Origin of the sequence: Roseateles sp. YR242, from assembly GCF_900109745.1 — a bacterium.
Taxonomy (GTDB): domain Bacteria; phylum Pseudomonadota; class Gammaproteobacteria; order Burkholderiales; family Burkholderiaceae_C; genus Roseateles.
In genome coordinates, this window is record NZ_FOAV01000005.1 from 254,189 (window position 1) to 278,019 (window position 23,831).

The 23,831-nt window shown below is 65.2% G+C and carries 21 protein-coding genes; 14 read left to right on the forward strand and 7 right to left on the reverse strand.

Annotation, left to right across the window (positions count from 1 at the left end; genetic code table 11):
* Positions 1-389: 389 nt before the first annotated feature.
* The 3 genes from BMY53_RS12280 to BMY53_RS12290 all read right to left on the reverse strand — a co-directional run bounded on the left by BMY53_RS12280 (position 390) and on the right by BMY53_RS12290 (position 3,822).
* On the reverse strand, positions 390-1,490 hold the full coding sequence (locus tag BMY53_RS12280) for a branched-chain amino acid ABC transporter substrate-binding protein (protein WP_404947874.1): 1,101 nt from the start codon (positions 1,488-1,490) through the stop codon (positions 390-392).
* A gap of 381 nt (positions 1,491-1,871) precedes the next feature.
* Positions 1,872-2,300 (reverse strand): DNA polymerase III subunit chi, encoded by a 429-nt coding sequence (locus BMY53_RS12285; protein WP_177200846.1) that lies wholly within the window; start codon positions 2,298-2,300, stop codon positions 1,872-1,874.
* Between the two features lie 61 nt (positions 2,301-2,361).
* A complete protein-coding gene (locus BMY53_RS12290; RefSeq protein WP_092946760.1) occupies positions 2,362-3,822 on the reverse strand; it encodes a leucyl aminopeptidase in 1,461 nt (486 codons plus the stop codon).
* Between the two features lie 28 nt (positions 3,823-3,850).
* On the opposite strand from BMY53_RS12290, the gene lptF reads away from it, so the two are divergent.
* From lptF to BMY53_RS12315, 5 genes are read left to right on the forward strand one after another with little or no spacing between them, the layout of a single operon-like run.
* Positions 3,851-5,062, forward strand: a complete 1,212-nt coding sequence (lptF, locus tag BMY53_RS12295; protein ID WP_092946761.1) for an LPS export ABC transporter permease LptF — start codon at positions 3,851-3,853, stop codon at positions 5,060-5,062.
* Complete coding sequence (lptG, locus tag BMY53_RS12300; RefSeq protein ID WP_092946762.1) at positions 5,059-6,222, forward strand: LPS export ABC transporter permease LptG; 1,164 nt, start codon at positions 5,059-5,061, stop codon at positions 6,220-6,222. The genes lptF and lptG overlap by 4 nt, the downstream gene beginning before the upstream one ends.
* Positions 6,223-6,242: 20 nt before the next feature.
* The gene (locus tag BMY53_RS12305; RefSeq protein WP_092946763.1) at positions 6,243-6,725 is read left to right on the forward strand and encodes a sirohydrochlorin chelatase; all 483 of its coding nucleotides are present in this window, start codon (positions 6,243-6,245) and stop codon (positions 6,723-6,725) included.
* Positions 6,722-7,666, forward strand: a complete 945-nt coding sequence (locus BMY53_RS12310) for a CysB family HTH-type transcriptional regulator (protein ID WP_092946764.1) — start codon at positions 6,722-6,724, stop codon at positions 7,664-7,666. The genes BMY53_RS12305 and BMY53_RS12310 overlap by 4 nt, the downstream gene beginning before the upstream one ends.
* Before the next feature lie 24 nt (positions 7,667-7,690).
* Entirely contained in the window at positions 7,691-8,911 is a 1,221-nt protein-coding gene (locus BMY53_RS12315) for a pyridoxal phosphate-dependent aminotransferase (RefSeq protein WP_092946765.1), read from the forward strand.
* An 83-nt stretch (positions 8,912-8,994) separates the two neighbouring features.
* Here the strand turns inward: BMY53_RS12315 and BMY53_RS12320 are convergent, their stop codons facing one another.
* Positions 8,995-11,181 (reverse strand): type IV pilus assembly protein FimV, encoded by a 2,187-nt coding sequence (locus tag BMY53_RS12320; protein WP_218151226.1) that lies wholly within the window; start codon positions 11,179-11,181, stop codon positions 8,995-8,997.
* Between the two features lie 605 nt (positions 11,182-11,786).
* Between BMY53_RS12320 and BMY53_RS12325 the strand changes: the two genes are divergently transcribed.
* The 3 genes from BMY53_RS12325 to BMY53_RS12335 all read left to right on the forward strand — a co-directional run bounded on the left by BMY53_RS12325 (position 11,787) and on the right by BMY53_RS12335 (position 15,381).
* On the forward strand, positions 11,787-13,382 hold the full coding sequence (locus tag BMY53_RS12325; protein WP_143074045.1) for a hypothetical protein: 1,596 nt from the start codon (positions 11,787-11,789) through the stop codon (positions 13,380-13,382).
* A gap of 138 nt (positions 13,383-13,520) precedes the next feature.
* The gene (locus BMY53_RS12330) at positions 13,521-14,228 is read left to right on the forward strand and encodes a Crp/Fnr family transcriptional regulator (protein WP_092946768.1); all 708 of its coding nucleotides are present in this window, start codon (positions 13,521-13,523) and stop codon (positions 14,226-14,228) included.
* 118 nt (positions 14,229-14,346) lie between these two features.
* Complete coding sequence (locus BMY53_RS12335; RefSeq protein WP_092946907.1) at positions 14,347-15,381, forward strand: phosphotransferase; 1,035 nt, start codon at positions 14,347-14,349, stop codon at positions 15,379-15,381.
* Positions 15,382-15,392: 11 nt separating this feature from the next.
* On the opposite strand, the gene BMY53_RS12340 is transcribed toward BMY53_RS12335, so the two are convergent.
* A complete protein-coding gene (locus BMY53_RS12340; protein ID WP_092946769.1) occupies positions 15,393-16,151 on the reverse strand; it encodes a hypothetical protein in 759 nt (252 codons plus the stop codon).
* 85 nt (positions 16,152-16,236) lie between these two features.
* Between BMY53_RS12340 and BMY53_RS12345 the strand changes: the two genes are divergently transcribed.
* Positions 16,237-16,929, forward strand: a complete 693-nt coding sequence (locus tag BMY53_RS12345; RefSeq protein WP_092946770.1) for a glutathione binding-like protein — start codon at positions 16,237-16,239, stop codon at positions 16,927-16,929.
* Positions 16,930-17,014: 85 nt separating this feature from the next.
* On the opposite strand, the gene BMY53_RS12350 is transcribed toward BMY53_RS12345, so the two are convergent.
* Positions 17,015-17,236 carry a hypothetical protein gene (locus BMY53_RS12350; protein ID WP_092946771.1) on the reverse strand — a complete coding sequence of 74 codons (222 nt, stop codon included), beginning with the start codon at positions 17,234-17,236 and terminating at the stop codon, positions 17,015-17,017.
* A gap of 300 nt (positions 17,237-17,536) precedes the next feature.
* On the opposite strand from BMY53_RS12350, the gene BMY53_RS12355 reads away from it, so the two are divergent.
* On the forward strand, positions 17,537-17,800 hold the full coding sequence (locus BMY53_RS12355) for a hypothetical protein (protein WP_092946772.1): 264 nt from the start codon (positions 17,537-17,539) through the stop codon (positions 17,798-17,800).
* 90 nt (positions 17,801-17,890) lie between these two features.
* Here BMY53_RS12355 and BMY53_RS12360 read toward each other — a convergent pair whose 3' ends face one another.
* Positions 17,891-18,292, reverse strand: a complete 402-nt coding sequence (locus BMY53_RS12360) for a hypothetical protein (RefSeq protein WP_092946773.1) — start codon at positions 18,290-18,292, stop codon at positions 17,891-17,893.
* 238 nt (positions 18,293-18,530) lie between these two features.
* Between BMY53_RS12360 and BMY53_RS12365 the strand changes: the two genes are divergently transcribed.
* The 4 genes from BMY53_RS12365 (at position 18,531) to BMY53_RS12380 (ending at position 23,826) form a co-directional block, all read left to right on the forward strand.
* Positions 18,531-20,075, forward strand: coding sequence for a methyl-accepting chemotaxis protein (locus tag BMY53_RS12365; protein ID WP_092946774.1), 1,545 nt, complete (start codon positions 18,531-18,533; stop codon positions 20,073-20,075).
* Between the two features lie 177 nt (positions 20,076-20,252).
* Positions 20,253-20,591 (forward strand): hypothetical protein, encoded by a 339-nt coding sequence (locus BMY53_RS12370; protein WP_143074046.1) that lies wholly within the window; start codon positions 20,253-20,255, stop codon positions 20,589-20,591.
* A gap of 175 nt (positions 20,592-20,766) precedes the next feature.
* Positions 20,767-22,224, forward strand: coding sequence for a hypothetical protein (locus tag BMY53_RS12375; protein WP_143074047.1), 1,458 nt, complete (start codon positions 20,767-20,769; stop codon positions 22,222-22,224).
* 180 nt (positions 22,225-22,404) lie between these two features.
* Positions 22,405-23,826, forward strand: a complete 1,422-nt coding sequence (locus tag BMY53_RS12380) for a hypothetical protein (protein ID WP_143074048.1) — start codon at positions 22,405-22,407, stop codon at positions 23,824-23,826.
* The last annotated feature ends 5 nt before the right edge of the window (positions 23,827-23,831 follow it).

A 23,831-nucleotide genomic window follows, 5' to 3' on the forward strand; every position in this document is an offset into this window, starting at 1 on the left:
GCGCGAACGAAGCCGTGGATACATTTGGCTACGTTCACTGCGGGCGGATGATGCCTCCCACCCTGGGGCTTGAAAGCCCCCCGTTTGGAGGGGCGACATCCCCTGGATGCGCTAGGTGAAACCACCGCGGATGCCCATCACGTTCAGGTGCCCGAACTGCCCTTGCGTGACATGACGGCGCCATTGTCTTTGGGGCTGGTTAGGTGCAAACCCCCTGACTGAATGCTTTGACGCCCCCGTGTGCCGGAATGCACGCGAGTGGGGGGGATCATCCCGCGATCAGGGGACAGCTCATGTCGGGTTGGGGATGGTGCGTCGGTGGGGATGTGGAAACAAAAACGCCCACCGTGGGGTGGGCGTTTTTTCAGGCGGGCCTGGCCCGCCGAGGGTCAGCGGACGACGGCGATCTGTTCGCGGTTGCCGGCCTTGTAGGTGTACAGGGTCAGCGCGCCGTTCTTGATGTCACCCTTTTCATCGAAGCCGATGGTGCCGGTGACGCCCTTGTAGCCGTCCGTCTTGGCCAGGACCGGGAGGTACTTGGCCGGGTCGGACGAGCCGGCCTTGACCATGGCGGCCACCAGGACGTTCACAGCGTCATAAACATAGGGGGCGTAGATCTGGACGTCCACCTTGTAGTTCTGCTTGAACTTGGCCTTGAAGGCATCCAGGGATTTCTTGGATTCGCCTTCCACGCCGCCGGCTTCAGCGCAGACCACCTGGCCGTCAGCCAGGGTGGAGGCCGACAGCTTGGGCAGTTCGGCCGTGCAGATGCCGTCACCACCCATGAACTTGGCGTCGATGCCCAGTTGCTTCATCTGGCGCAGCATCGGGCCGGCAACGGCGTCCATGCCACCGAAGAACACCACGTCGGGCTTCTTGCCCTTCAAGGAGGTCAGGATGGCGGTGAAGTCCGTGGCCTTGTCGTTGGTGAATTCACGGCCGACGACCTTGCCACCCGCCGCCTTCACGCCCTTTTCGAACTCGTCCGCCACACCTTGCCCATAGGCGGTGCGGTCGTCGATGACGGCGATGGACTTGCCCTTCAGGGAGGTCACGGCGTACTTGCCCAGCGTGCCACCCAGATGCACGTCATCCGCCACCACGCGGAACGCGGTCTTGTAGCCGTTGCGGGTGTACTTCGGGTTGGTGGCGGACGGCGAGATCTGCGGGATGCCCGCATCGCTGTAGATCTTCGAGGCGGGGATGGTCGTGCCGGAGTTCAGGTGACCGATCACGCCATTGACCTTGGAGTCCACCAGCTTCTGCGCGGCGGCGGTGCCCTGCTTCGGGTCCCCGGCGTCGTCTTCAGCCAGCAGCTCGAACTTGACCTTCTTGCCGCCGATGGTCACGCCCTTGGCGTTCAGCTCATCAACAGCCATGCGCGCGCCCAGCTCGTTGTCCTTGCCCAGGTGGGCAATGCCGCCGCTGGTCGGCCCCACGTGGCCGATCTTCACCACTTCCTGCGACATGGCGACACCGCTCAGAGTCATGGCGATAGCGCCCACGATCACATTCAGCTTGGTTTGCATCAAAGAACCTCCGGACTCGGGATTTGTGGATTGACGTTGAGTTCTCAACGCGGCAGAACATACTCCCTTTCACCTGTGGGAACCATAGTGAAAATGCTGTGAACGCCACCGGCCCCAACACGTTGTCGCGCCCCGTTCACCTGGGCATTCCCCAATGGGCATTTGGCCCATGCGCAACACCCGTGCATACAAGCCCTCATCGAGTGCAACACCGACCACAACGGGGCAAAACGCCGAGTGCGGATTTCCGCACTACCCCTGGAAAACCGAGTGCGGATCACCGCACAGCATCGAAATGTCGGCGCTCAATGCCTCGCCAAACCGCATCGATCGATGGTCAGTTCAAGGGGTCAAGTTGAAGTGGTTCACCACCACGCCCATGGCCTTGTAGGTCTTGAACCGCACCCGGCCCGCAGCGACCTGCTCCGGCTCGGTGGAGACCAGCTCCAGGACCCGCTCAAAGCGTTCCAGCCCGGCCGGCGGCTCCGGCTCGAAATTCAGCAACGCCTGGCATCCCACCAGGTCGTCCAATTGATCAGACAACAGCACCGGCGTGCGCTCCCGCAGCAGCGCCGATGTGGAGCTCTTCACCAACACGTGGGGCAGAAACTCCTGCGCATCAAACGTCCACAAGGTCTGATCCAGCCGTTCCAGCAGGCGCATCGGCCCCCAGACGCCGGTTTTCAGGCCAGCGCCCAGGGTCTTGCGCAACAGACGGCAGGCATACGCCTGGCGGTCGGGGACCCCGGTGTAGAAATTGACTTCGGTCACCAGGCTCTCCCCCACCCGCTCAATCGCTCAATACCTGCTCAAACTGCTGCGCCCGGCCCGCTCAGCGGACCTGGGACAGCACGAAGTGGGTCAGCAAACCAACCGGACGGCCGGTGCCGCCCTTGGCGCCGCCGCCCTTCCAGGCCGTACCGGCGATGTCCAGGTGACCCCAGCGGTACTTCGAAGCAAAACGCTGCAGGAACTTGGCCGCCGTGATGGAGCCACCTTCGCGGCCCGCCACGTTGGCCACGTCGGCGAAGTTGGACTTCAGGCCTTCGGCGTAGTCGTCGTCCAGCGGCAGGCGCCAGCACGGGTCCAGCGCCGCTTCACCGGCCGCGCTCAGCGAGGCCGCCAGTTCGTCGTCGCTCGCGTACATGCCGCTGCGCACACCGCCCAGGGCGATCACGCAGGCGCCGGTCAGCGTGGCCACGTCCACCACCACGGCCGGCTTGAAACGCTCGGCATAGGTCAGGGCGTCACACAGGATCAGGCGGCCTTCGGCATCCGTGTTCAGGATCTCGATGGTCTGGCCCGACATCGACGTCACCACGTCGCCCGGCTTCACCGCGTTGCCGCTGGGCATGTTCTCGCAAGCCGCCACGATCACCACCAGGTTGATCTTCGGCTTCAGCTCGGCCACCGCACGCAGTGCGCCCAGCACGCTGGCCGCGCCACCCATGTCGAACTTCATTTCGTCCATGCCGGCACCCGGCTTGATCGAAATGCCGCCCGAGTCAAAGGTGATGCCCTTGCCCACCAGCACCACCGGTGCCTGCGTCTTGGCCGCACCTTCGTACTTGGCCACGATGAAACGCGGGGCCTCGATCGACCCCTTGGCCACCGACAGGAAGGAGCCCATGCCCAGCTTCTCGATGCCCTTCTGGTCCAGCACCTCGACCTTCAGCCCGTGGCTGCGGCCCAGGGCCTTGGCCTGTTCACCCAGATAGGTGGGCGTGGCCACGTTGGGCGGCAGATTGGCGCATTCACGGGCCAGGGCGATGCCGTTGGCCACGGCCTGGCCACGGACCAGGCCAGCCTTGACGGCCTTGGCGTCGTCCTTGTTCACCAGCAGCGTGACCTTCTCCAGCTTCGGCGCGGCAGGCGCGCTCGGCTTGGTGGCACGGTAGATGTAGACCGCCTCGTGGGCAGCCAGAACCGCCTGTTCGATCAGCGATTCGGTCAGCGCGGCTTCAAAGCCTACAAAGGTGATCGCGGCATGCACGACACCACGGCCCTTGACCTGACCCAGCGCTGCCGCCACGGCGGCCCGGCTGGCCTTCAGCGTGGCACCGCTGGCCGCCACCACCAGGCGTGCGGCCTTCACACCGGCCGGACGCGTCAGCGTCACGACCTGACCCGCCTTGAGCTCGAAATCACCAAGTTTGATCGCATCCTTGATCAAGGCCGCAACGGTCTTGTCCAGGCCAGCAGGCAGTGTGTCGCCCGCAATCACGACCACCAGGGCGTCTGCTGTTTGCGACGCCAGCGCGTCCTGCGACGCGGACAGAGTGCGAAAGTCCATAATACCGAGAAGTAGATAAAGTGCCCGGATGTTATTCGATTCAACCGTACGCAAAGAAACCGCCCGTAGTTTCGGCCTCGCGTTCGTGGTCATCCTCACCATTGTGGTGACGATGCTGCTCGTGCGTTCGCTCGGCATGGCGGCCAAGGGGTCGGTCGCGCCGCAGCATGTGCTGCTGTCGCTCGGCTACCTGACGCTCGCCCAGTTGCCCATCATGCTCAGCCTGTCGCTGTTCGTGGCGGTGGTGATGTCCCTGGGGCGGATGTACAAGGAGTCGGAGATGACCATCTGGTTCGCCAGTGGTCTGGGCCTGAGCCGCTTCGTCCGGCCGGTATTGGCCATGGCCTGGCCCGTCATGCTGGTGGTGGCGGTGCTGATGACCATCGTCTGGCCCTGGAGCAACAACAACAGCGCCCAGTTGCGGCAGCAGTTCGAGCAGCGCAGCGACCTGTCCCGGGTCGCGCCCGGCCAGTTCCAGACCTCCAACGACGGGAGCCGGGTGTTCTTCATCGAACGCGACCCCACCAACGAGGCGGCCGCCCGCAACGTGTTCATCATGAGCGACACGAAGCGGCTGGAATCCGTCACCACCTCTGCCGAGGGCGCGCTGGTCAACCAGGGCGACAAGCGCCTGCTGGTGTTGCAGCACGGCCAGCGCAACGACATCGACACGGCCAACGGCGACAAATCCGTCGCCCGCTTCGAACGCTATCTGGTGACGGTGGACGACGGCGTGATGCGGGCCGCCAGCACACCGCCACCCAAGACCCTGGCCACGCTGGAGTTGCTGCGCGTGCGCGGCAAGCTCAACGATGGTGAACTGGCCTACCGCTTCGGCATGATCCTGGGTTGCCTCAACCTCGTGCTGCTGGGCATTGGCATTTCCGCCACCAACCCGCGCCGCGCCAGCAACTGGAATCTGCTGTTCGCCCTGCTGGCCTTCATCATCTATTTCAACCTGATCAACCTCACCCAGAGTTGGGTGGTGAACGGCAAGTTCAAGCTGGGCTCCAGCCTGCTGGTGCTGCATGGCCTGGCCTTTGTGATCAACATCCTGCTGCTGGCCTGGCGGGACATGGGCAACCGGCTGGGCACGCCCTGGAAGCGCGTGCCCCCCTCGCCGCCCGCCCCACCGCCGCCCCCGCCCCCCGCGCCCGCACCGGCTCAGCCCCCTTCTGCGCCCGCACTGGGCACACCCCTGTCGATGCACAACACCACCACGCCCGGAGTCCCGGCATGAAGACCGTCCGTCGGCTGCTGTACAACGACATCCTGAGTTCCTTCGCGCTGGTGATGGCGGGCTTCCTGGCGCTGTTCTTCTTCGTGGACTTCATTGACGACCTGGACCGTTTCCAGCGCATGGGGCTGGGCATGGGCTGGGCGGTCTGGTCCTGCCTGCTGAAGGTGCCCGGGCGTTTTTATGAGCTGATGCCCATCGCGGTGCTGATCGGGACCATCTTCAGCCTGGCCCGGCTGGCACAGTCCAGCGAATTCACCATCCTGCGCACCGGCGGCCTGAGCCCCGCCCGGGCGTTGGGGCTGCTCAGCGTGATTGCGCTGTTCTTCGCGCTGCTGGCCTTCGTGGTGGGGGATTACGTCACCCCCTGGGCCGACAAGCAGGCCCAACTGCTCAAGTCCAGCGGCAACGGCGGCGTGACCAACGCGGCCGGCGCCTGGATGAAGGACCGCGACGGCGACTTCAGCTATGCCGTGCACGTCGGCCGCGCCCGGGCCAACGGGCTCATGGAAGACGTGCTGATCATGGAATTCGACGCGAAGGGCGCGATGGCCACGCGCGTCACGGCCAAACAGGGCACGGTGGACAGCAGCGGCCGCTGGCAGTTGCAGGACGTGAAACTGATGCAGTGGTCCCGTGCGCTGACGCCGCTGAACCGTGCGGCGGGCACGGTCACCGACCCCAAGGACCCCGATTCCCCGCAGGACAAGCTGGCCGAGAACCCCACCGTGCGGGAACTGCTCATGCCGCAATACAGCTGGCAGAGCCAGTTGCCGGCCGGCGTGGTGTCCGCCGCAGTGCAGCCCACCTGGAACATGTCCACGCTGGAGCTCTACCGCTACACCCGCCACCTGTCCTCGCAGGAACAGGCCTCGCAGCAGCCGGAGATCCAGTTCTGGCGCAAGGCCTTCTACCCGTTCGCCTGCATGGTGATGGTGGGCCTCGCCCTGCCCTTCGCCTACCTGCATTTCCGCTCCGGCGGCATCAGCGTGAAGGTGTTTGGCGGCATCATGCTGGGCATCAGCTTCGTGGTGCTGAACGCCATCACGGGCCACGTGGGCCTGCTGCGGGACTGGACCCCCTGGCTGGTGGCTTCCGCACCCAGCCTGTTCTACCTTGGCATCTCCATGGCCGCGTTCTGGTGGCTGGTGCGTTACCGATGACAACAACCGGGAGCACCGCGATGCATGGCGACGGACTGCTGCTTTTCGCGCACGGGGCGCGTGACCCCGCCTGGGCCACCCCCTTCCAGGCCATCGCGGCCGACCTGCAGGCCCGGCAGCCCGACCTGCCGCTGGCCCTGGCCTACCTGGAATTGATGACACCGGACCTGGCCACGGCCGCTGGGGCGCTGGTGGCCCTGGGTTGCCGGCGCATCCAGATCGTGCCGATGTTCCTGGGCGCGAGCGGCCATGTGCGCAAGGATGTGCCACCCCTGGTGGAGGCGCTGCGCCGGGAGCATCCGGCCGTGCTGTTCATCGTGCATGACGCCATCGGCGAGCAGCCCTCCGTCATTCGCGCCATGGCCGCCGCGACGCTGGACCTGGTCTCGGCCACCGTGGAGCACCCGCGCCTCACGTCCGCCCTGGCCACTGCGCCGGTCAAGGCTGCGCCGGCCGGCACCTCCGCCAGCCCGCCCCCGCCCTCCTCCAACACCCAGCCATGAACCTGCATCAGTTCCGCTTCGTGCAAGAGGCCGCGCGCCGCAACCTCAACCTGACGGAAACCGCGAAGGCGCTCTACACCTCCCAGCCGGGTGTCTCCAAGGCCATCCTGGAGCTGGAGGAAGAACTGGGCGTGGACATCTTCTCCCGCCACGGCAAGCGCTTGCGCAGCATCACCGAGCCGGGCCAGCAGGTGCTGAAGTCCATCGAGATCATCATGCGCGAGGTGGGCAACCTCAAGCGCATCGGCGAGGAATACTCCAAGCAGGACGCCGGCACGCTCTCCATCGCCACCACCCACACGCAGGCGCGCTACGTGCTGCCGGGGCCGGTGACGCAACTGCGCAAGCAATTCCCGCAGGTCAACATCGGCCTGCACCAGGGCAGCCCCGACCAGGTGGCCCGCATGCTCATCGACGAGACCGCCGATGTCGGCCTGGCCACGGAGTCCCTCTCGCAGTTCGAGGAGCTGGTCACCCTGCCGGCCTACGAATGGCAGCACATGCTGGTGATGCGCGCGGAACATCCGCTGGCCCAGGTGGAGCGGATCAACCTGGAGCAGATCGCCGCCGAGCCGCTGGTCTCCTACCATCCCAGCTTCACCGGCCGTACCCGCATCGACCGCGCCTTTGCGCAGCGCCAGCTCACGCCCAACATCGTGCTGGAAGCAATCGACTCGGATGTGATCAAGACCTACGTGCGCCTGGGGCTGGGCATCGGCATCGTGGCCGAGATGGCGGTGCGGGAGGACCCGGTGGGCGGAGAACTCGTCTCCCGCCCCCTGGGCCACCTGCTGGGCCAGAACATCGCCCGCATCGCCTTCAAGCGCGGTGCCTACCTGCGCAACTACGTCTACAGCTTCGCGGAACTGCTGTCCGACCGGCTCAACCGCTCGTTGCTGCAGCGCGCCATGAGCGGCGACGCGACCGACTACGGACTTTGACGGAACTTCGAGGGAACGTTGACGATGAGCACTTCACCCGCCACGCCTCAGGACCCCGTCCCGCATACCCCGGTGCCGCCCAGCCGGCTGCCGCAGCTGGGGACCACGGTGTTCAGCGTAATGTCCGCACTGGCGCAGCAGCATGGCGCCGTCAACCTGGGCCAGGGCTTCCCGGACTTTGAAGGCGACCCCGCCCTGCTGGATGCGGTGGACCACGCCATGCGCGGCGGCCACAACCAGTACCCACCCATGCCCGGTGTGGCGGCGCTGCGCCAGGCCATCGCCGACAAGGTCAAAACGCTCTACGGCCACCGCTATGACGTGGACCGCGAGATCACCGTCACGGCCGGGGCCACGCAAGGCATCCTGACCGCCTTGCTGGCGGTGGTGCACCCCGGCGACGAAGTGGTGGTCCTGGAGCCCGCTTACGACAGCTACGGCCCCAACATCACCCTGGCGGGCGGCACCATGGTGCCGGTGCCGCTGGACCCGCGCAGCTTCCGGCCCGACTTCGAGCAGATCCGCGCAGCGATCACGCCCCGCACGCGGGTGCTGATGATCAACACGCCGCACAACCCCAGCGGCAACGTCTGGACCGCCGACGAGATGCAGCAGCTGGCGCAGGTGCTGGACGGCACCGATGTGCTGCTGATCAGTGACGAGGTCTATGAGCACATGGTCTATGACGGCCAGCAGCACCAGAGCGTGGCTCGCTTCCCGGCGCTGGCCGCGCGCAGCTTTGTGGTGTCCAGTTTCGGCAAGACCTATCACGTGACCGGCTGGAAGGTGGGCTTTGTGGCCGCCCCGGCGCCGCTAATGGCCGAATTCCGCAAGGTGCACCAGTACAACGTGTTTACCGTCAACTCGCCCATGCAGGTGGGGTTGGCGACGTACATGGCGAACCCGGCCCCCTACCTCGGCCTGAGCGACTTCTACCAGCGCAAGCGGGACCGCTTCCGCGACGGGCTGGCGGGTTTGCCCTTCCGGCTCCTGCCCTGCCCGGGCAGCTACTTCCAGTGCGTGGATTACAGCGGGCTGCCCGCCCCCCTGGCCGCGCTGGACGACATGGCCCTGTGCCAATGGCTGACCCGGGAAATCGGCGTTGCGGCCATCCCGATGTCGGCCTTCTACAGCACGCCGGACACCACCGGTGAGCAGCCGCCCATCATCCGTTTCTGTTTCGCCAAGAAGGACGAGACGCTGGCACTGGCGCTGGAGCGGCTGCGCCGAATCCAGACGGCCTGAAGAAGCAGACACGCTGAAGCGCCCATCGCCCCAGCGGCGGCGGCATTCGCGCCAGCAGTGGCATCAGCGCCCGAGGATCCTCTTTAATACGCCTTGGGCTTCTTCGGCGCGTCGTCCTCGTCGTCTGCCAGCGAGAGATCCAGGTCCAGCGACTGGCCCACACCGGGCCGCTGCTGTCGCACCGGCGCATCCGGCGCGGACGGTGGGCTCTGCCACACCATGGTCGCCATCATGTCCGGTGGCGCGGTCGCGTCGAGCGGCAGGAAAACGTCGATGTCCTGGGCGCGCAGCTCATGCTCGGCACGGTCTCTCGCCACGGCATACAGCAACAGCAGGTCGCGGTATGCCGGCAGGCCGAGGTCGCCGCTGTACTCCTGGTGATGGGAGAACAGATCCTGCAACATGCTCATGCTGCCGGACGGGTCCGCCCACGCGCCCTCCAGCCGTTGGACCAGCTCCGGGTGCGACTCCAGCCCCTCGCCCTCGTTCAGGTCGTCGCTCCAGGTCGGCGGCCGAGCGCGAAACTGCTGGCCAAAGCGCTGGGCCACACGTTCGAAGGACGTCTTGTCGCCTCGGCGCTGGTAGAGCTCCATCAGCTTGAGATAGGGCAACCCGCTGGCGGCGTCGCGTTCGCCCAGGCGGCTGGAGAGCAGCTCGATGGCGGCGTCGTCCTGGCCCAGCACCAGGAAGAAATCGACCTGCTGTTCCAGGTCGATCAATTCTTCGACCGTGACCGCGCCCAGGCCATTGAGCTCAGCCAGCAGCGGCGTGGGGCGGGTGTCTCCGGGCGGCTGCCGCCGCTCGAAGCTCATCGAATCCATGGCCTCCAGGCTCGCCAATGCATCCAGGGCGTCGTCCACGGCGGTGGTGGCGGAACGGCCGCTGCCGGCCGTGCTGCCCGTGCTGCCGCTACGGCCCACAGACGCCGTGAGTGCGGCAGGTTCGGTCTCGGGGCCGAGTTCGAGAGAAAGCGCTTCGGGTGTGGGTACCGATGGAGTGGCTGCGGAAACAGGTGATGCGGCACTCGCCGCGCCCCGGGGCGGCAACTGCATGGTCCGCTCGGGGTCCGTGATGCTCAAGGGCATCGGCATGGTGGTCGGGCCCTGGTTCGCTGTACTTCCCAGGTCTTGACGGTCCAGCGCCACCAGCGCCGCGGCTGCGGCACCCGGTGCGGTGTTGGTGTGCGCGACGCCCGAGGCGCCGGGGTGGCCAGACGGATAGGTCACCCGGGCCGTACCCATATCCTGGGCGGAACCGGTGTCGGCCTGGGGCTCGTCCCACCAGCTCTGTTCAGCATCCTTGCGCTGCGGCTTGCGGTTGCGCCACAGCAGCAGGCTGCTGGCAGCCAATGCCAGGCTCAGCAGCGTGAGGGCCAGCATCCAGGCCGGGTAACCGCCACCTTCCGCCCGTTGCTCACGGGCGGCCTTCAACTCCTGGCGCAGGGCTTCCAGCACGTCCTGCGTGCGGCGTTGCTCCGCCTGCAGGTCCGCCACGCGTTTTTCCATGACGGCCAATTGCGCACGGGCCGATTCCGCGGCACTGGCTGCGCTGGCGGCTTCTACGGCAGCCGCCAACTGGGTGGGGTTGGGCACCGCCAGCGCTTCGGCAGGCTCCATCGAGAGCCGTGCGCCCGATGAGGGCTGGGCGGTGCCGGGGGCCGCCACAGCGGATTCGGCGGTGCGGCGCGCGGCCGGCCGGCGATTGCGGGGGGGCGCTTTGGTGGAGGCACCGGCGGCGCGGCTGGCGGCACCGGTGGCGCCACTGGCCGCCGCACCGGCCGCCGAAGCAGCATCCACCTCCGCCATCACGCCGCTGGCGCGCGGGGTGGAGGCATCCCGACGTGGCAGCGGCTTGGGCTCGGCGCCTGTGGCGACCTGGAAGACCGGGGTCAGTGGGGGGTCCGCCAGCGTGCCGGGATCCGCCGGGGGCTCGATGCTGTGGCCGGGCGGGTCGATGAAGGCGGTGTACTGGCGCGTGAACTTGGCCGCGCAGCCCAAAGTCAGGCTCACGGAGACCAGCGGCTCATCAATGGCCTGGCTGCTTCGAAGACGCACGCCGCGCAGTTGCTGCTGGCCGTCAGTTTCCAATTGCCAGCGCAATGAAGACGGCGTCAGCATCGAATCACCGGCTGAGACCTCGGCACGGATGCAATCGGTCGTGACCACGTCGCCTGGTGCCAGTTGCACCGGGAAGAACAGGTTCAAGGGCTGCCCAAGCGCCGAAGCGGTCTGGGGCCGGCCGACGCCGAGGCTCCATGCAGAGGTGGACATCATCGCCAAGCAAGCAAGCATGAGCAGGCTGGGCGCGGGGCTTGGGCCCCGCTGGCTGTGATGGTCTCTAGTCATCCCACTGTGATAAGGCTTGTTGGGTGCGTTTCACTCTAGCACGGCCTCTTACATGTGAGATCGGGATTCGCCTGCCACTCCCCCCGTCGGGGCCCACCTTACACCCTGGCGCCGGATGACACCAGCAAGCATTCCCACCTACGGAACCTCTGCATAACTCCCGCGAGCCGAGGTGACCCTGATGGGGATGGGACGCAAGGCGCAAACCGCAGCCATAGCGGGCGCTATGGCGAGGATTTGCAACGCCGCGGACCGCCCGAAGCGGGGTCACATCGGCCGCGAGGAGTGATGCAGAGGTTCCCTAGGAAGCGACATAGGCGGTTCTCCGCACTCTACCGATAGGCCTCGGGCGTCACGGCGGCTAACGTCTGCTTGGCAGAACTTCTTTCAGAGCGATGATGAACAGCCGTGCGACGACGAATCCCGAAGCGACACGACGTCAAGATGTCTCTGCGGCCGTTCATCAGAGGGAACCGGGCTCTGGCGCATGCGGCGGTTCATTCCAGGCGTCCGTAACGGTGTCGCCGAGGATGCTGGCGCAGCGCCAGTTGATATCGGCGATATTTGGCTTCGGATGCGACCAGCGGGCCGCTGCAGACGTCACTGGCAAGGGCATCCCCGCACCTGGCGCGCCAATGAAGGCGGCAAGGTCGCCCGCCAACCCGGTGCTGCAGGGTTACTTCGTCTACAACCCAGGTGCCGCCGCTGGCCAGTATCAGGCCAATCTCGCCAACCAGTTCACTACCCAGACCAACACCGGGGTCGGCACGTCGTTCATGGACCCGATCACCCTCGCGCCGCGCATCAACCACGCGGTGGCGCCAGCGGTGCGGGTGTCACAGAGCGGGCTGCTGGCGATCGAAGACGCCAACCTTGGCAACGCGCAGCCCAAACACTTCTACGCCGAAGCGGGGCAGCTTCAAGCGTGGAACCAGGCCCTTATGGCGACCGGCTCTTACTTTCAACTCGTCCCCGTGGGCTCCCAGACGATCAGCTTCACGATGCCCCCGGTGGCCGGCGGCCATTTGCGGACCTTGGTCAAGGTTGAGGCGCGCAACATGGCGACGAACAACCAGGGCCAGAACATGACGATCGCTCAGCATTGCGATTCGACGGTCAAAGAGGTGACCGGCGCTTTCGGAGAGCCCCGCCCGATATTCCAGAATGCGCCGGCGATCGCGCTCCCTGCGGCCCATACCACCGTCCACGCGACGCTGCAGCAATACTACGTCGCCGCTGAACTGGCGCAGGTTGCCGGCGTCGGTGCAGTCGGCGGCGGCATGCCTGGCGCCGGCATGTCTCTCAACAACGACAACCTGAAAACCGAGCAGAACGACATCGCCCGCAATTATGGCCAGGCGATGTGGAACCACGGCCATGTCGCCCACGACGCTGCCCTCGACGCCCGGATGATGCACCTGGGGATCAACCAGTACGCCGTGCCGGCCGTCGGCCAGGGGCTCGTCACGCATACCATGGGTGCGGCTCAGGCCGGCGTCGCCGGCCCGATCCACGAGGACGCCTACAACCACCGTGACGTCAATGCGCCGGGCAACAACAATATGTGGCGCTACCACTGGGGCGGCGTCGTCGCTCGTGACGCCGGTGACTTCATCACGCTGGAGAACTACGCGCGCAACGCCGAGGATGGGCTCGGCGGCGTGAGCAACGATCCGCGCTTCTACTTCCAGATGTACGGTCCCGGTGCCCAGTCGTGGCACGCGGCGTGGTCAGCGCTCGGGGGCGGTCGCGAGTTTGCCAACCCGCTCACCATGGTCGTCAGCCCAGGCCAAAATCCCAACACCGACACAGAGGCCAATGACCGCGCCCATCGCTACTTTGGCAACAACATCGGCGGCATCAAGGACGACCACCACACCATCGCGGGCGCCGGCAGCGTCGAGGCGCTCACCGTGGCGTTGTACAAGGCCCTCGCCTACGCCAATGCGCATCTCAACGCTACAGGACCGTTCAACACCTTCGGGCGCTGGAGCCGAGTCCGCGCATGGCGCGACGCCGTCGGTGCAGCCCACGCCCACCCCCATGCCAATGCGCAGACCAATGCCCTCTCGACCCACGTACTTGCGCGGCTCGGCCAGATGCGACGCGATCCCTTCAATCCGTGAGGGGCGAGGCGCGGCCATTCGCCACTGCTGGTTTTCCCAGGGGAAACCGCGTGTCACCGGTGTAAAGGGGGCCTGCTCATACACAATAGGATCGACAAAATCAGGAGACGACTGGCGCTGTCACGCCAGCGACAAAGCATGAACAGCTCGGTTCTTACAATTTCCGAACGCAACCACATCGAGTCGGGGCCTTGGTTTTCCAAACTGTCTCTGCCTTTGCGCAGCGACATCCTGGCGCGCGCATTTGTACGCCGCCTCTCCGACGGTGCGTTGATGTCCGTGCGCGGCGAACCCGCCGTGGAGTGGGTGGGGGTGGCCAAGGGCGCGGTACGGGTGAGCTCGGTGTCCTTGTCCGGCAAGCAGGTCACACTGACCTATGTCGAACCCGGCACCTGGTTCGGCGACATCGCCCTTTTCGATGGCCTGCCCCGCACCCACGACGCCAGCGCCCATGGCGAGACCACCTTGCTGGTCGTGCGCAAGGCAGACTTCCGGGACCTGCTGCAACGCCATACCGAGCTCTACGAAGCCCTGTTGCGCCTGAACTGCCGGCGCCTGCGGCTCATGTTCGACGTGGTGGAAGACCTCAACACGCGTCCCCTCGCCTCCCGGCTGGCCAAGCAGATCCTGTTGCTGGCGCGCAGTTATGGGGTCTCGCAAGGGACGGAGGAAATTCGCATCGGCCTGCAGCTGGCGCAGGAAGATCTGGCCCAGTTGCTGGGCGCCTCCCGCCAGCGGGTGAACCAGGAGCTCAAGGGCTTCGAACGGGAAGGCGCAGTGCGGGTGGAACCCACTCGGCTGGTGCTGCTGAGCAAAGAAAAACTATTGGCGATCGCCAACCGCTGAGCGGGCCCAGACTCCTGGGCTTGCCACAAGGTGGTCGGGCGCATCGCCGCGGATCAGTTCAATTCCAGGAGACAACGTGGACGACGCATTCACCGGCACGCGGGCCCTCGCCCAACCCATGGACACCGCTTCGCTGGCGGACTGGCTGAGCCAGCACGTGCCCGGCTTTGCCGGGCCCTTGACCGTGGAGCAGTTCAAGGGCGGGCAATCCAACCCGACCTACAAGCTGGTCACCCCCACGGCGCAGTATGTGATGCGCTCCAAGCCGGCACCGGTGGCCAAGCTGCTGCCATCGGCCCATGCCATCGAGCGCGAGTTCACCGTCATGCGGGCGCTGCAAAGCACGGACGTGCCGGTGCCCCGCATGCTGGCCCTGTGCGAGGACGAATCGGTCATGGGCCGGGCCTTCTATGTCATGGCGTTCATCCAGGGCCGGGTGCTGTGGGACCAGTCCCTGCCGGGCGCCTCGAATGCGGAGCGCGGCGCCATCTATGAAGAGATGAACCGGGTCATCGCTGCGCTGCACAAGGTGGATGTCAACGCGGTCGGGTTGTCGCAGTACGGCAAGCCGGGCAACTACTTCGAGCGGCAGATCAGCCGCTGGAGCAAGCAGTACCAGGCCTCGGTCACCGGCCCCAATGAGGCGATGGACCGGCTGATCGAGTGGCTGCCGCATCACATACCGGCATCGGCCCGGGACGAGCGCGAAGTCGCCATCGTCCATGGCGACTACCGGCTGGACAACCTGGTCTTCCATCCGACAGAACCGCGTGTGCTGGCGGTGCTGGACTGGGAGCTGTCCACGCTGGGGCACCCGCTGGCGGACTTCAGCTATCACTGCATGTCCTGGCACATCCGCCAAAGCGGCGCGGCACGCGGGCTGGGCGGGGTGGACCTGGCGGGCCTGGGCATCCCGGACGAGCTCAGTTATGTGCGGCGCTACTGCGAGCGCACCGGGCGCGGGGATGCGGCCCTGGTGATGAAGGACTGGAACTTCTACCTGGCCTACAACCTGTTCCGTATCGCTGCCATCTTGCAGGGCATTGCCAAGCGAGTCGAAGACGGCACGGCCTCCAGCGCTCGCGCCCGGGAGGCCGCCGCTGGCGCGCTGCCCCTGGCCGAACTCGGCTGGAAGTTCGCGCAGCAGGCCTGATGCAGCGCTTCCTAGGCCACGTCGTTGCGGGGGACGCTGTGGTCGGTTTCTGCGGGGCGGTTGTGCCAGGCCACTGAGGTGGTGGTCGGCCAGGAGCCGCCTTCTCCGAAGCGGTGGCCGACCTCCTGGGCGCTCAGCGCCGCCGCCTCAAGCACCCGGGTCAGGCCCTGCACTTCCGGCAGGGATGGGTCCGGCATGGCGGTGCGCAGGTAGACGTTGCCACGCAGGCTCAGCAGCACAAAGGGCCGGCCCTCCACCAGGATGTCCTGGCTGGCCTGGGCCAGCCGCTCGCACAGGCTGGAGGACATCCAGGCGGTGCACAGCTCCTGATTCACACCCACCACACCAAAACGCTGCTTCACCAGCTTGGATTCCAGCACCGGCTGCTTGGGGAACATGACCAGCCAGCGCATTTCCTCCGGCGTGTCCGTGTCCACCCGCGTGCGCAGGGTGTCGGTGTAAGCCTCGAAGACGCTGCTTTCCAGCTGTTCCATCAGCTTGCGCTCGATGACCATCATCTGCATGTCCGGGCTGAGCTTGAGCTCGCAGCGCATGCGCAGCTCATACCCGCTGATGTAGCTGCGCTGGGACGGCCCCCACTCGATGCGGGTCAGGCCGGGCAGCGTGCGCGGCAGGTCGATGACGAAGCCGCGCCCGTCCCGCGCATGGCGCAGCAGGCCGCCGCGCTCTTCGGCCCAGTCGATCAGCGGGCGCCACCGCGCGGCATTGGCACGAACGGTGAACCACTGTTTGATTTGTTTGATTACCATGAGGGCTGGGGAAGCGCACCGGCCCGACAGACATGGGCCCTTGCCCGATCCGACCGAAGCCCTGCGCCCCAACGGAGAACGCTAGATGATCGAAGTGTATTCATGGCCCACGCCCAATGGGCACAAGGTGCACATCATGCTGGAGGAATGCCGTCTTCCCTACCGGGTGATTCCCGTGGATATCGGCGCCGGGGATCAGTTCGACCCCAAGTTCCTGAGTATCAGTCCCAACAACAAGATCCCCGCCATCATCGACCCGCAAGGCCCGGACGGACGGCCCATGTCGCTGTTTGAATCCGGCGCCATTCTGCTGTACCTGGCGGGCAAAACCGGTCAGTTCCTGCCCACCGACACGCGTGGGCGGTATGAGGTGCTGCAGTGGTTGATGTTCCAGATGGGCGGTGTCGGCCCGATGCTGGGCCAGGCCCACCACTTCCGCATCTACGCGCCCGAGAAGATCGAATACGCCATCGACCGCTATACCAACGAGGCCCAGCGGCTGTATGGCGTGATCGACAAGCGCCTGGCCCAAAGCAAATACATCGCTGGCGACGCCTATTCCATCGCCGACATGGCCATCTTCCCCTGGCTGCGCAGCTGGAAGAACCAGGGCGTGGAACTGGCCGACTATGGCCATCTCAAAGGCTGGTTCGACGAGCTGGCTGCCCGGCCGGCCGTGAAACGGGCCGTGGAGGTGCTGGCGGACCACCGCCGTCCGCTGGTGGACGACAAGGCCCGCGAAAACCTCTTCGGCGGGACGCAATACAAGCGGCACTGAGCCGGCCGAAGCGCTGGCGCGTTGGGTGAGAGTTGAAGCCCCTTACGGGGACAGTACGGGACGGGACGAGACGGGAAGCCTGGCCTCAGAGCTTGCCCAGCCGCACACGGTCGCCGATTTCCGTCAGCCAGCGGCGGCCATCCTCCCGCACCCCCGTGGCCAAGCCCTTGTCCTGCAGGCGCTGCTGCATCTCTTCACTGACGATCATGCCGCCGGGCGCCTGAGGGATGAAATACAGGGCCGCGCGTTCGTCGGGGGTGATGACCAGCGTCTGATCGTGAGCGGGGGTAGACGGGGAAGAAGACATCGGGATAGAAGACATTCAGCGGGGAGACAGCCGGGCTGCTTGCCGGGGGCCGGGGGAGCAGCTAGTTCCGGAAGTATGCCAAGCGTAGCCGCCCCGCCGTGGCATGCGTCACAACTGCCGCCACTTCCCCCCGATCTCGGGGCGTAGAGCGAACCGGGAAAGCATCAAAATCCCACTCCGGAGAATTGCTGCGCATCGGCAGCATTCACGAGGGTGGGATGAATGCAACAACAACATCTGGACAGCTCCAGGCTGTCCGTCGGGATTTCGGGACCAACAGCCTCCGCACAGGAGCCCCTCATGGATGAGGGCAATCGCCGGCCGGGCTGGCTGCGCGGTGTGCACTTGCGCGTGATGGTGGCGGGCATGGCCGCGTTGGGTGTGCTGGCGCTGGTCTATCCGGACGCAAGACGACGCGAGATTTCCTCGGCGGCCGAAGCCATTCACCAATGCGATCTGGGCGCGGCAAATCTGAGCCTGGACGACGCGGCCCGAGCCCAGGCCCGGGCACACTGCCATCAGTTGCGACTGCAGTACACACAGCGGTACGGCCAGGAGCCTTGATGCAGTTGATGCGCTTGAGGCAGTTGATGCAGTTGATGCACTGAGAGGCCACCGTGCTGCGGGGCCACCGGACGCTGTCTTGAACCCGTGTTACGCCATCTCCAGGTCATGCGCCTGCGCATGTACCTGGTGATATCGACGCCCCTGGTGGTCATCCCACGAGGCTGACCGGTCTTCGTTCGAATCTTCCCAGTCGTCACGTTCGTCACGCCCGTCACGCCCATCTTCCAGGGCGGCTTGTTCGCCCAGTTGCTCGTCGTGAGACGGCCTCACCACCGGCACCCGCACCTCCGCCGCCGCACGTCGCAGCTCGGCCTCGCGCAGCAACACGGCGGTGCGCGGGTTGGCGCGGATCATCTGCGAAGCCAGCGCAATGGCGCCCCGCACCTCCGGCCGGCGCTGCGCCCAGTCGGCCAGCAACGGCCCATGACGTTCGGGAAACACTTCCCACCAGGTCACGATGCTGGAGGGTTCGTTCAGGTCGAGCAGCATGTTCGTTCCTTTCCTTCACCGTCTCGGGAAGGCATGAGATAACTGTATACGCATACAGTCTTTTTGCCAATCACCTGGCTGACGCTCTCCGACGGCATGAGCTTGTAGGGTTTCCACCTACATCAGGTTCCCGCAATACCGCACACCCCCAACGTACAGCGCCCGACTGACCGGAGCGCCTGGGCCTCATAGAGTCGCTGATCTTCCTCAGTTACCGGCCGCCAAGGCCCGGTCCACCATGCTCGCTCTGGACAACATTAAGATTGGCAAACGCCTCCTCCTGGCCTTCGCCGCCATCTGCGCCCTTCTGGTGGCCGTGGGCGTGCTGGCCTATGTGGGCCTGCAGGGTGTGGGCGCGCAGCTGGACCGCATCACCGACGACCAATACCCCAAGGTCAAGCAGGCCGCCGTGATGACACGTGCGGTCAACCAGCAGGCGCGCTCCGCCCGCAACCTGGTGATCCTGACGGATGCCCAGCAGCGTGCCGAGGAGCTGAGTAAATTGCAGGACCAATTGCCCATCGTGGACGAGGCCTTCCGCAAGCTCGCCCCGATGATGAGCAGCGATGCCGGCAAGGCCTTGCTGGCCACCATGCTGGAGAAGCGCCGCCTTTATCGCGAGCAGCTCGCCCTGTTTGTGGAGAAGATCAAGGCCAACGACCTCGACGCCGCCAAGACCGTGCTGCTGGACAAGGTGCGGGGCCCGCAACTGGCCTACATGAAGGAGCTGGAATCCTTCACCACCCATGAAGAAGAGCGCATGGACCAGTCCGGCGACGAGGCCGACAAGGCGATGGCCCAGGCCGTGACCTACATCGTCAGCGGCAGCATCGTGGCGGTGCTGTTCGCCATCGCGGCAGGGGTGTTGATCACACGCTCCATCACCCGCCCGGTGGATGATGCCGTGCAGGCGCTCAAGCGCGTGGCGGCGGGCGACCTCACCAGCGATCTCGTCGTGGTCCGCCAGGACGAAATGGGCGAACTGCTGCGCGCGGTCGACCAGACCACCCGCGCCCTGCGCCAGGTGGTGACCTCGGTTCGCCAGGGGGTGGACTCCGTCTCCACCGCCGCCGGCCAGATCGCCGCCGGCAACCTCGATCTCTCCGGCCGCACCGAGCAGCAAGCCAGCGCGCTGCAGCAAACCGCCTCCTCCATGGAGCAGTTGACCAGCACCGTGACCGAGAGCGCAAGCTCGGCCCGCCAGGCGGCGGATCTGGCCAACGCGGCCAGCCAATCCGCCGGCAAGGGCGGCTCGGTGGTGGCTGATGTGGTCAGCACCATGAACGAGATCACCGAATCCAGCAAGAAGATCGGCAGCATCACCAGCGTGATCGACGGCATCGCGTTCCAGACCAACATCCTGGCACTGAATGCGGCCGTGGAAGCGGCCCGGGCGGGCGAGCATGGCCGCGGTTTCGCGGTGGTGGCGGCCGAGGTGCGCACCTTGGCACAGCGCTCCGCCCAGGCCGCCAAGGAAATCAATTCGTTGATCGGCAGCTCCATCGAGCGGGTGGAAGCTGGCGCCCATCACGCCTCACTGGCTGGCACGACCATGCAGGAGATCGTGGCGCAGGTGGAAAAGGTCTCCCAACTCATCCGCGAGATTTCTTCCGCCGCTTCCGAGCAGAGTGCCGGTATCGGCCAGGTCAACACGGCGGTGGTCCACATGGACCAGGCGACCCAGCAGAACGCCGCACTGGTCGAAGAAAGCGCGGCGGCAGCGCAGAGCCTGGACGAACAGGCTCGTTCGCTGATGAAGACGGTCGAGGCGTTCAAGGTCTGAGCTTCCCTACGGCTCGGACGGGTTCCGCAAAAACCGGAATCCATGCCTCGCGAGGTTTCTGGGCTTGACCCTGGAGTCCGCCGACATGAGCGTGCCGACCTGAGCGACGAACCCATCCAGAGTGTGCGTCCACCCAGCCGCACTGGCATGGCCAGCGTCGCTTCAGGATAACCACACATGACTCCCAGCCTTCTCGCCCCTGGCACCCCCATGGACCGTCGGGTCGAAGTGGACCACTGGCATGCAGCACGTCGCCAGGGGCTTGCCAGCCTGGAGCGTCTGGCCGCCGAGATCCGCCAAAGCAACGACCCGGAAGCCGCATCGGCCCTGGCTGATCTGCGGCCCATGATCCGCTTGCTGAGCATTGAAGCTGCCGACCTTCGAGCCATGCTGACCCTGGAGCATCACTGGCAAACCGAGCCGGCATGGCTGGATCTGCAGCACCAGGCGCCCGACATACTGGCGCCCATGCAAACCGCCATGGAGGCCTTGCGCCAGGCACTGGCCAGGGGTTGACGGCCCCCACCCTCTGATGAGGCCTGCCCTTGCTCTCCGAAGGAGGGCGAGACGCCGGGCCCTGTGCGCCAGCCGCCTGCGTAATGCAACGTTGGCCGCGCCGTCTTGAACTCTTCTCCGCGAGGGTGTCACCCAGGGCCACTGTCATTAGCAGTGCTTCACGCCCTGGAGGCCCATGAATCCAAGCAGCCTGATCGCCCCTTCTCATATTCCGTTGCAGCAATCCGCCGACGACAGCACAGTGACCCTGACCCTTGACCGGGAGGCCCCGGTCGCCGGCAGAGAAGGATGTTTTCGGGGCATCTTCACCGCCCTGGGCCGGTGTCTGGCTCGCGACTCCGAGAGGGGCGCAGCCCATACGGCGAGGTATCAGCGGGCCGCCAACACGGAGTCCCCACCTACAACAGACAATCCCAATGAACCTGTGCAAATGCCGCATCGGCCGCTCACGCTGGAGGAGGGCCGCGCGGCATTCATGGAGCTGCAACCGACCCAGAATCAAATCAGGTGGTTCGATAGTCTGGTGAGCCCTCCCCCATCAGCAGAGGGGCCCGGTTATAGGAAGAAGTTGCAGACGGACATGGCCCGCCTCATCGGGTTCCTGGAGCAATCAAATCAATTACAAGATACTTACATCAATGAACGGATGGAACTGCTGTTGACGCTGCAAACGCTGCAGCAGTTGCGCCCAGTGCAGCAGATGGAACCCTATGAGCGCACGCTGATCAGCGGAATTCACCAGCTCATCAACAATTCCGAAGAAGCCCGGACCGACTGCATCGGAGGGAACGCTTCCGCGCTGGGGTTCTTTCAATCGGCTAGCCAGTTCGCGGAACACCTGATGCTTAGCCAACAGTTGTTCAGCGATGAAAACGATGAGTTACGGCAGGAGATTAAGAATTTCACCGCCAGCATGAACTTGGCTCACCTGGAACCGGGTGATCGCGCAAGAATCGGCAACTTCCTGGCGCGAACGGAAGGCCTGCGCAATCTCGCTGACGTGGAATCCGGGCTGCAGTTCATATCTGATTGCCTGCAGCGCAACTTACATATCTTTAATGCCATCACGGCCGCGCGCGTGCGCGAACGGCTTTGCAAACAAGGTGTGCCGCCTGATCAGGCCAATCAGGTAGCTCCACTACTGAATGCGGCTAACCCCACTTACATCGAGGACATCCTGACCGTCGCGAATCACCTGCTGGAGAAAAAGCCGGTGCCGTTGGCGGCGCTGGGCGAATCGGGGTTGCACATAGGCGTCTGCCGCCATTCCGTCACCGACTACCTTTGCAGACTGAAGGGCCTCAAAGCCAATATGCCTGGGGCAATTGCTACTACACCGTTGGTGTTCTGTGATGACAAAAAAGTCTTCCGCGTGCTTGACGAGAATCCCCCACTCCTGGTGGTCGCGCTGACCCCAGTCGTCTCCCGCCCGCCAACCGGTGCCGAATCAGTGTCGACCATCACAACGTTCGAGGTTCCCCGGGAATTCGATGAGATTCTGCCCGGCGCGATGAGAACGGCCCAAAAAATCGCCGCCGATCGCCTCCATGCTCGGCGGGCAGCAGAAGCAGAAGCAGAAGCAGAAGCAGAAGCAGGAGCCGGAGCCGGAGCCGAAGCCTTCGTCGGACAGTGACCGTGGTCACCGGCGGTCAGCCCAGACCTGCGCTGCCATCACCCAGCGCGGGCGAGGCGTCGCGCTCTTTGCGCGAGCCGCCAGTGTGGCGTGACATTGGTCCCGCCGCGACGAACTCGTCGCCCCGGGGGGCTCACCCAGGACCACTGACATCCGCAGTGCTTCACCTCCTGGAGGCCTATGAATCCAAGCACCTTGATCGATCCCTCTCGCACCGCATTGATTTCGATCGTCGACGACGGCATTGTGACCCTGGCGCCCGAGCGGACTGCGGCTCCGGTCGCCGCAAGCGAGGGATGTCTCCAGGTCTTATGGACCGCCCTGGGGCGTTGCCTGGATCGCCGCCACGGCAGGGCAACGGGCTACACGGCGAGGTACCAGCGGACCGCCACCACGCCTTCCGGACTCAAGACGAACAGCCCCGCTCAGGCGATGCATATGCCGAAACGGCAGCCCATGCCGGAGGAGGCGCGCAGGGAGTTTCTGGCGCTGCAACCGAACCGGGCGCAGACTGACACGTTCGATGAACTGCAGGGCTTCCTCCAATCAACAACGGCGCCGAGCCAGCAGCGGAAGTGGAAAGCAGCCATCGACCGCCTCAGCCAACTGGTGGATCAATCGCGCGATTTGCAAAGTCAGTGCAACAACGAGCGGGCTCAGTTGCTGACGACGCTGCAGCATGTGGGCGCTTCTGGGGCCAGTGGGCCCTATGAGCACATTCTGCGCATGACCATCCATCATCTCATTGCGCAGTCCTACAAAGCGCAGTCCGAATTTATCGGCGGCAACACCTCCGCATTGGTTTTACTTGAATCTGCTGGCCGTCACGCAGACGACCTGATGCAGAGCCGCGAGTTGTTCAAAGACAAAGGCGATCCGCTATGCGGGGAAATTATCGACACCATCGCCGGCCTGAACCCGGCAGGCACACAATCAGATGACCTCGCAATCATCGGCTACTTCCTGGCGACCATGGAAGGTCTGCGCGATGTTCCTGCGGTCATGGATGCGCTGCAATTCATATCGCGTTGCCTGCAGCGCCGCGACTCTCTCGTTCATGCGACAAATGCCGCACGCGTGCGCGCACGGCTTTGCAAGCAACACGTGCCACCTGACAAGGCCAGTCAGGTGGCACAGTTGCTCAGAGGGGCAGGGCCGACGGATATCAGCGACATGCTGAAAGTCGCGAACTACCTACTGGCGCAAAAGCGGTCTTCATTGGAGGCGCTGGAAAAAACGGGTTTGCGAATAGCCGTTTGCCGCCATGACATCACCAACTACGTTTGCGGACTGAAGGGCGTCATTGCCCCAACATCAAGGGCGGCCCAGGCTGACGCCACCACGTTGTATTGGGATGACAAAAAGGTCTGCACCATGCTTGACCGGAATCCCCCGCTCCTGGTGGTCGCCTTGACCCAAGTCGACCCACCCCCACCCGCTGGTGCGGAAGCAGTGCCGGCCTCTACAACATTCGAGGTCCCCCCCGCGTTCGATGCGGCACTGCTCCGCACGCTGCAAAACCTCAAAAAAGGTCAACGCAGCGCCGATGAGGTCACCGCCTCCGGCCTCAGCGTGGCGGGCGCAATCGTGACTGAGGAGTGAACCTG